Genomic DNA, 7,075 nt, shown 5'->3' on the forward strand with positions numbered 1-7,075 from the left:
CCGCGGAGTCTAACCAGGGAGCCCTTTCCGTCAAGAGGTTTTTTTCTGTGACGGATCACGCCACGCCAAACTTCCGCCTGCACGGACAATCGGGCTAGAGTCGGCGGCGCGGGCGCACGAACGACATCGCGCCCCGCGGCCGCGACAGGCGGCCCGAGGAGGAACGGAGAGTCGCATGACGGAGCGGATCGGCATTCTCGCTGGCTGGGAGAAATCCTTCCCCCAGGCGTTCATCGATCGGTGCAACCGGGTCCCGGGCATCCAAGCGGAGTTCGCGAAGATCGGAGGGACGCCGGAGCGCTTCGTCTCTCCGTACCGCGTCCTCGTCGACCGCATCAGCCAGGAGGTCAAGCACTACCGCTTCTACCTCAAGGCCGCGGCCCTCGGCGGCGCCTACGTCATCAACGACCCCTTCTGGTGGAGCGCCGACGACAAGTTCTTCGGCTACTCGCTCGCCTCGCGCCTCGGCGTCGCCACGCCGCGCACGGTGATGCTCCCGCAGAAGGACTACATCCCCGCGATCGACAAGAACCGATCGCTCCGCAACCTCGAGTTCCCCCTCAACTGGGACGCGATCGTCGAGTACGTCGGCTTCCCCGCGATCCTGAAGCCCGCCGACGGCGGCGGCTGGAAGGACGTGACCGTCGTGCGCACGCCGATGGATCTGCTGCGCGCCTACGACGACTCGAACCTCAACGTGATGACGCTGCAGGAGTTCATCGACTTCGACGACTACGCGCGTTGCATCTGCATCGGCCGCGAGCGCGTGCTCACGATCCAGTACGACCCGAAGCAGATCGGCCCGACGGGCCTCCGCGGTCGCTACATCTTCCGCGACCAGGAGCGCTGGCTCCCGCAAGACCTGCACGACCGCATCGTGAACGACGCCCTGCGCCTGAACCACGCGCTCGGCTACGACATGAACTCGGTCGAGTTCGCCATCAAGGACGGCGTCCCCTACGCCATCGACTTCACGAACCCCGCGCCCGACATGCACATCGAGCACCTCGGCGAGCGCTTCTTCGACACGGTCACCGACTGGATGGTCGACTTCTGCGTCCGCGCCGCCAAGGAAGGCCGCACGATCCGCGACCGCTACGCATGGAGCAAGATGGCGTCCGAGGTCGAACCCATCCGGTGGGATAGAGGCACGTGACCACCCACGAGCGGCCGTTGAAGCACCCCTTCACCGCCGCGCTCGACGCAGCCGTCGACCGCTACCACGACGCGCTCACGGCCTACGTGGATCGAGGAGGCGAGGATCACCTCGCCCTCCTCGATCGCATGGTGGCGCGAGGCGCCGTCTTCGCCGGTCGTCCCCTCTGCACGTTCCTCCGACCGAACTTCGTCCTCCGCGCCCAGTACAACCTGCTCCTCGGCGCGCTCCGGCACTTCCGCAGCGCCGTCATCAAAGCCAAGGACCTCATCCTCGCGGAGCCCGCGCTCCTCGAGCTCATGGGCCTGACGGACGGCGAGCGGAGGCTCTTCTCCTACAACCCCGCGTTCGAGTCCGTCGGCGTCGTCACGCGCCTCGACGCGATCCTCGCGGGCCCCGATCTCTCGTTCGTCGAGCTCAACGCCGAGGGCGCCTTCGGCCCGAGCTACGCCGACAGGCTCACCGAGCTCTTCGAGGCCTTCCAGCCGATGCGCGAGTTCGCCCGCGTCTCGCCGGTCACGCCGGTCTACGCGGGCAACTCCCTCGTCGGATCGATCCTCGACGCGTGGCACGAGTTCGGCGGGACGCACGTCCCGAAGGTCGCCGTCGTCGACTGGCAGGAGGTCGCGACGCGGACCGAGTTCGACATGATCTGCGAGCGCTTCCGGCTGCACGGCATCCCGGCGCGCTTCGTCGATCCGCGCGAGCTCGAGTACCGCGACGGCAAGCTCTCGGCGAAGGGCGAGGAGATCGATCTCGTCTACCGCCGCGTGCTCACGAGCGAGCTGCTCGGCCGCGAGGACGAGGTCCGGCCGCTCATCGAGGCGTACAAGGCGCGCGTCGTGTGCGTCGTGAACAGCTTCCGCGCCAAGCTCCTCGACAAGAAGGTCCTCTTCGCCCTGCTCTTCGATCCGCGCGTCACGGCGCTCTACACGAAGGACGAGAGCGTCGCCGTCCGCAAGGTCATCCCGTGGACGAGGCGCGTCGAGGAGATGAAGACCGAAGGCCCGGACGGCGACGAGATCGACCTCGTCCCGTGGGCGCGTGACAACCGCGCGCGCCTCGTGCTCAAGCCGAACGACGAGGTCGGCGGGCGCGGCGTCGTGATCGGCGCGAACGTGGAGAGCAGCGTGTGGGAGCGAGCGCTGAAGCTCGCGCTCGTCGATCCGTCCGTTCTTCAGCTTCGCGTTTCGTTACCGACGTCGATGTTTCCGGAGGTCGGCGCTGCGGGCGAGCTCTACTTCTCGCGGCGCCACATCGAGCTCGATCCGATCCTGTTCCGGGGCGAGCTCGGCGGTATGCTGGGCAGGTTATCCGCGACGAACATGTGCAACGTTCATGCGGGGGCGGGAACGGTCCCCACGTTCATCATCGAGGGAGATTCATGAGCACCACGGTCCAGGGCCTGCTCGACGGTCAGTTCACGCTCGGCATCGAGGAAGAGTTCCAGATCGTCCACCCCGAGACGCGCGAGCTCCGCTCGTACGTGAGTCAGCTCCTCGAGGGTGGCAAACATTCGGTGCTGCGCGAGCGCGTGCGGCCCGAGATGCACCAGTCCGTCGTGGAGACGGGCACGGGCATCTGCCGCGACATCCGGCAGGCGCGCCAGGAGATCTGCGAGCTCCGCGGCGAGCTCAGCGCGCTCGCGGGCAAGCACGGTCTGCGCATCGTCGCAGCCGGCACGCACCCCTTCAGCGACTGGAAGAAGCAGGAGATCACCGACGGCGAGCGCTACAAGGTGATCGTCGAGGACCTGCAGGACGTCGCGCGCGCGAACCTGATCTTCGGCCTCCACGTCCACGTCGGCATCAAGGACAAGGAGGTCGCGATGGCGCTCGCGAACCAGGTCCGTTACTTCCTGCCGCACATCCTCGCGCTCTCGACGAGCTCGCCGTTCTGGCTCGGCCGCGCGACGGGCCTGAAGAGCATCCGCAGCGAGATCTTCAAGCGCTTCCCGCGCACGGGCATCCCGGGGCACTTCGACTCGTACGCGCAGTTCCAGTCGTACGTGGAGCTGCTCGTGAAGACCGGCTGTATCGACAACGCGAAGAAGATCTGGTGGGACGTCCGCGCCCATCCGTTCTTCGACACGGTCGAGGTGCGCATCTGCGACATGACGACGCGCATCGACGACACCGTCGCGCTGACGGCGCTCATCCAGGCGCTCATGGGCAAGCTCTACCTGCTCTACCGGAAGAACATGGGCTTCCGCGAGTACGCGCGCGAGCTCATCGAGGAGAACAAGTGGCGCGCGCTGCGCTACGGCATCGACGGTCAGCTCATCGACTTCGGCAAGCAAGAGCAGCTGCCCGTGCGCGTGCTCATCGGCGAGCTGCTCGATTTCGTCGAGGAAGCGGCCGTGATCTTCAAGTCCCAGGCCGAGCTCGACCGCGTCCGCGGCATCCTTCGCGAGGGCACGAGCGCCGACAAACAGCTCGCCGTCTTCCAGAAGACGCAGAGCGTGCAGGCCATCGTCGATCACCTGATCGAGCAGACCGCGATGGGCGCCTGAGCGTCTGTCCCCGCGCCCCATCCCCGCCCAAAAATCAAAAAGATCCGGCCACTTGGCCATGGGTCAGGCGTCTTTCGTCACCGAGGATTTCTGTCCGGGCCCTCCGCGGTGATACCGTGCGCTCGTGGATACGAAGAGAGCGTTGCATCGGGTCGCCGCCCTCGCCGTGACGGGGCTCGTGGTGTCCGTGGGAGCGGTGAGCTGCACGTCCACGGAGTTCATCCAGGAGCCGCCGGGTCAACCGACCGATCGCGCTTCGGGCGCCGTGCCCGCGGGCGCGATCGGCGTGTGCAAGCGCGAGGGGACGAAGCGCCCGCCCGTCGTGAGCGAGAAGCTCTGGGAGCACGCCAAGAACTGCACGACGAAGACGCCCGAGAAGTACATCCGGCTCGGCTACTCGGACAAAGAGGACCCCGGCGTCGAGCAGCAGAACGAGCAGATCCTCGCCGCGCTGCGCGAGGGGCCAAAGGAAGACGGCGGCAACAACCAGTTCGTCGCGATGCTCCGAGGCGTGCGTCAGCGCTCGCTCGACGTCCCCACGCTGCGCTACCGCGTCTCGCGCGACACGACGTCAGCGGGCGCCTGCGACTTCACGTACATGCTGAACACGATGGGCAAGTCGCGCGAGAAGATCGAGCGCGACGCCTGCACGGCCGAGGTCTTCGACCCGGAGGAGCGCAAGGAGGTCTGCCTCTTCGACAAGCCCGAGGGCCTGTGGCTGACGTCCGGCTGGGCTTGTCTCATGAACGTGCGCGCGCTCGGATCGGATCAGTCCTGCCATCGTTTGTGTGCATACGATGATTACTGCGCGCGGCAGGTGAGCTGCGCGGGCGCGGACATCGATCTGCTGCTCTGCGCGATGGGCGTGTGTTTGCCCGAGCAGACCGGCCTGTATTGAAGCGTCTCGCCGGGGTTTCACCCCGGACCCGACCAGGGGCTCTTCGCCCCTGGACCCGAACCAGGGCACAGCCCTGGACCTCGGGTGCATCGGCCGCGATGCGGCCCATGCAAAGGAGGCGCTTGGTTCGAGGGCTATTCGCCGTAAGGGTCGTCGGGGTCGACCTTGGGCGCCGGGGCGCCACCCGGCAAGCGTGACGGCGGCCTCCACCACGAGGGCGGATACCAGAGGCCGTCGATGCGCTTCCAGCCGCCGCCAGAGTTCGGCGGGAGATATTTGTAGCCGCCGCCGTCGGGCAAACCGCCGTCGAGCGCGTCCGAGCCTGCGTCGGAACCCGCGTCGCCTGCGTCGGTCCCTGCGTCGTCGCCTGCGTCGCTCGTCGGGCCCGCGTCGCTCGTCGGGCCCGCGTCGAGGGCCAGCGTGTCCTCGCTCGGCGCGGTCGCGGAAGGAGCTGCGCTCGCGGGAGGCGCAGCGCTCGGCGCAGGCGCGACGCTCGCAGGCGGCGGAGGAGGCGCGAGCGTGGCCGCGGCCTTGGGCGGAGGCACGAGCCACCGAAGGGCCGGCGGGACGAGCGGCTCGGCCCACGGCAAATGACCCAGGCGAAGCGCCGCGCCCGCGCCGCCGAGCCCCGCGACGAGCACGAGCGCGAGCCACGGCCACACGCGCAATTTTCGCTTCGACGTGACGAGCGCCGCCGGCGCAGACGGCGGGGGCGGGGGCACGCTGGGGACGACGATCGCCGGAGGCGGAGGCGGCCTGGCGTCGCTGCCGTCGAGCGAGATCGGGATGATGCCTTCGAGCGAAGCGCCGCGCGACGATGGAGATCCGCCGCGCCTCCGCGACGCAGGCCCTTCGGCCCTCCGCGACGCCGGCGCCTCCGCGGCTTCGACGCCGCGCGCGTCCGCGGCCTGGATCGAGGCGGCGATCTCCGCGCGGCGCTGCGACGAGCGCTCGCCCATCAGCGTTTGCATGAACGAAGACACGTCGCCGTCAGTCACGGCCGCGCCGATGGCGTTCGTGATCTGATCGAGCGCGCGCTGCATCTCGGCGCAGTCGGTCCAGCGATCCTCGACGCGCTTCGCGAGCGCGCGCATCACGACAGCCTCGAGATCCGGGCGCACGGAGGGGACGAGATCGTGGACCGGGACGGGCTCGGTGCCGACGATGTTGTCCATCGTCTGCTTGTCCGTGCTCGCCTTGAACGGGTGCCGCCCGGTGATCATCACGTACATGAGGATCCCGAGCGAGAAGATGTCGGAGCGCCGATCGAGCCGGTCGCCGCGGATCTGCTCGGGCGACATGTAGTGCGCTTTGCCCTTCATCATGCCGGGCACGCGCGTGATGGTGACGCTCGCCGTGGCCTTCGCGACGCCGAAGTCGACGATCTTCACGATCCCGTCGTACGAGACCATGACGTTCGCGGGGTTCACGTCGCGGTGCACGAGGCCGAGCGGGCGGCCGTCGTCGTCGCGCAGCTCGTGCGCGGCGTGCAGGCCCGCGCAGGCGCTCGAGAGCATGCGCAGGAGCAAGGGGAGGGGGAAGCCGCCTTGATCCTTGGCATTGCGGTTGATCACGAAGAGCGACTCTCCGTTGATCCACTCCATCACGATGTAGAGCACGCCGTTCTCGTCGCCGAGGTCGAGGATCTCGGCGACGTGCGGGTGCCGGATGCGCGCCGCGAGCCGCGCCTCGTCGAGGAACATCGCCTCGAACTCGGGATCTTCCGAGAGGCCCGGCAGCATCGTCTTGATGGCGACGAGCTTCTGGAAGCCGCGCGAGCCGACCATGCGCGCGGCCCACACGGCGGCCATCCCGCCGTGTGCGACGGGCATGAGGATCTCGTAGCGTCCTAGCGTGACGCCGGGCTTGAGATCTCGGTTATGAAGCACGAACGAGGATCCTCTGAGGCGCGTCCGCGGCAGCGGGACCGCGAGGGAAAAAGGGGAGCGAAGGCTACCGCGCAGGGGAGGGTGTCACGATCGACGCTCGCGGCTCAAGAGGAAGCAGCGGAATCGCCACGGGAAGGCGCTCGTGTCGAGGGCGCGGGGGGCGACCGAGGAAAATTCGAGCGGTTTCCAGAGGGGCAGGGGCGCGGGCCAGGGCGGGCCCGTGCGCGGCGGGAGACGGCGCGGCGAGAGTCGTGGTATTGGGCAAACGGCTAGGCAAGCGAGCGCGATGACCATGGTTGAAAGCCCGATCCCGCCTCCGAAAGACGACGACGACGAGGATGTCCACTGGGCGCTGTCGACGGCCTCCGCGCTGTGGGGCCGCGGGGAGCGGGCCGAAGCGCTGCGCTGGCTGAAGCGCGCCGCGGAGCAGGCCTCCGACGCGGACAAGGACATGCGCTCGCTCGAGCTTTTCAAGGCGGCCGCGGACATCGCGCCGATGCTCGCCGCAGCGCCAGCGCCAGCGCCAGCGCCAGCGCCAGCGCCAGCGCCAGCGCCGCAAGCCGCGCCTGCGCCTGCTCCGGCGCCTGCCCCCGCGCCACAAGCCGCGCCCGCGCCACAAG

5 protein-coding genes and 1 pseudogene are annotated in these 7,075 nt (G+C 68.5%); 5 read left to right on the forward strand and 1 reads right to left on the reverse strand.

All coding sequences use genetic code 11. The features are described 5' to 3' along the window. The first annotated feature begins 175 nt into the window (after nucleotides 1-175). The 4 genes from QHF85_RS27055 (at nucleotide 176) to QHF85_RS27070 (ending at nucleotide 4,566) form a co-directional block, all read left to right on the forward strand. Entirely contained in the window at nucleotides 176-1,156 is a 981-nt protein-coding gene (locus QHF85_RS27055) for a hypothetical protein (protein WP_281330215.1), read from the forward strand. Then, nucleotides 1,153-2,544, forward strand: a complete 1,392-nt coding sequence (locus QHF85_RS27060; RefSeq protein WP_281330216.1) for a hypothetical protein — start codon at nucleotides 1,153-1,155, stop codon at nucleotides 2,542-2,544. The genes QHF85_RS27055 and QHF85_RS27060 overlap by 4 nt, the downstream gene beginning before the upstream one ends. Then, complete coding sequence (locus tag QHF85_RS27065) at nucleotides 2,541-3,668, forward strand: carboxylate-amine ligase (RefSeq protein WP_281330217.1); 1,128 nt, start codon at nucleotides 2,541-2,543, stop codon at nucleotides 3,666-3,668. Before QHF85_RS27060 ends, QHF85_RS27065 begins: the two co-directional genes overlap by 4 nt. A 124-nt stretch (nucleotides 3,669-3,792) precedes the next feature. Then, nucleotides 3,793-4,566: a hypothetical protein gene (locus QHF85_RS27070; RefSeq protein WP_281330218.1), complete on the forward strand. Its 774-nt coding sequence runs from the start codon at nucleotides 3,793-3,795 to the stop codon at nucleotides 4,564-4,566. 134 nt (nucleotides 4,567-4,700) lie between these two features. On the opposite strand, the gene QHF85_RS27075 is transcribed toward QHF85_RS27070, so the two are convergent. Then, nucleotides 4,701-6,455 (reverse strand): serine/threonine-protein kinase, encoded by a 1,755-nt coding sequence (locus tag QHF85_RS27075; protein ID WP_281330219.1) that lies wholly within the window; start codon nucleotides 6,453-6,455, stop codon nucleotides 4,701-4,703. Between the two features lie 286 nt (nucleotides 6,456-6,741). Here QHF85_RS27075 and QHF85_RS27080 point away from each other — a divergent pair. Then, a pseudogene (locus QHF85_RS27080) lies at nucleotides 6,742-7,075 on the forward strand (hypothetical protein); the annotation flags it as partial.

It is taken from the genome of Polyangium sp. 6x1 (assembly GCF_029946515.1).
In the GTDB taxonomy this organism is placed as follows: domain Bacteria; phylum Myxococcota_A; class Polyangia; order Polyangiales; family Polyangiaceae; genus Polyangium.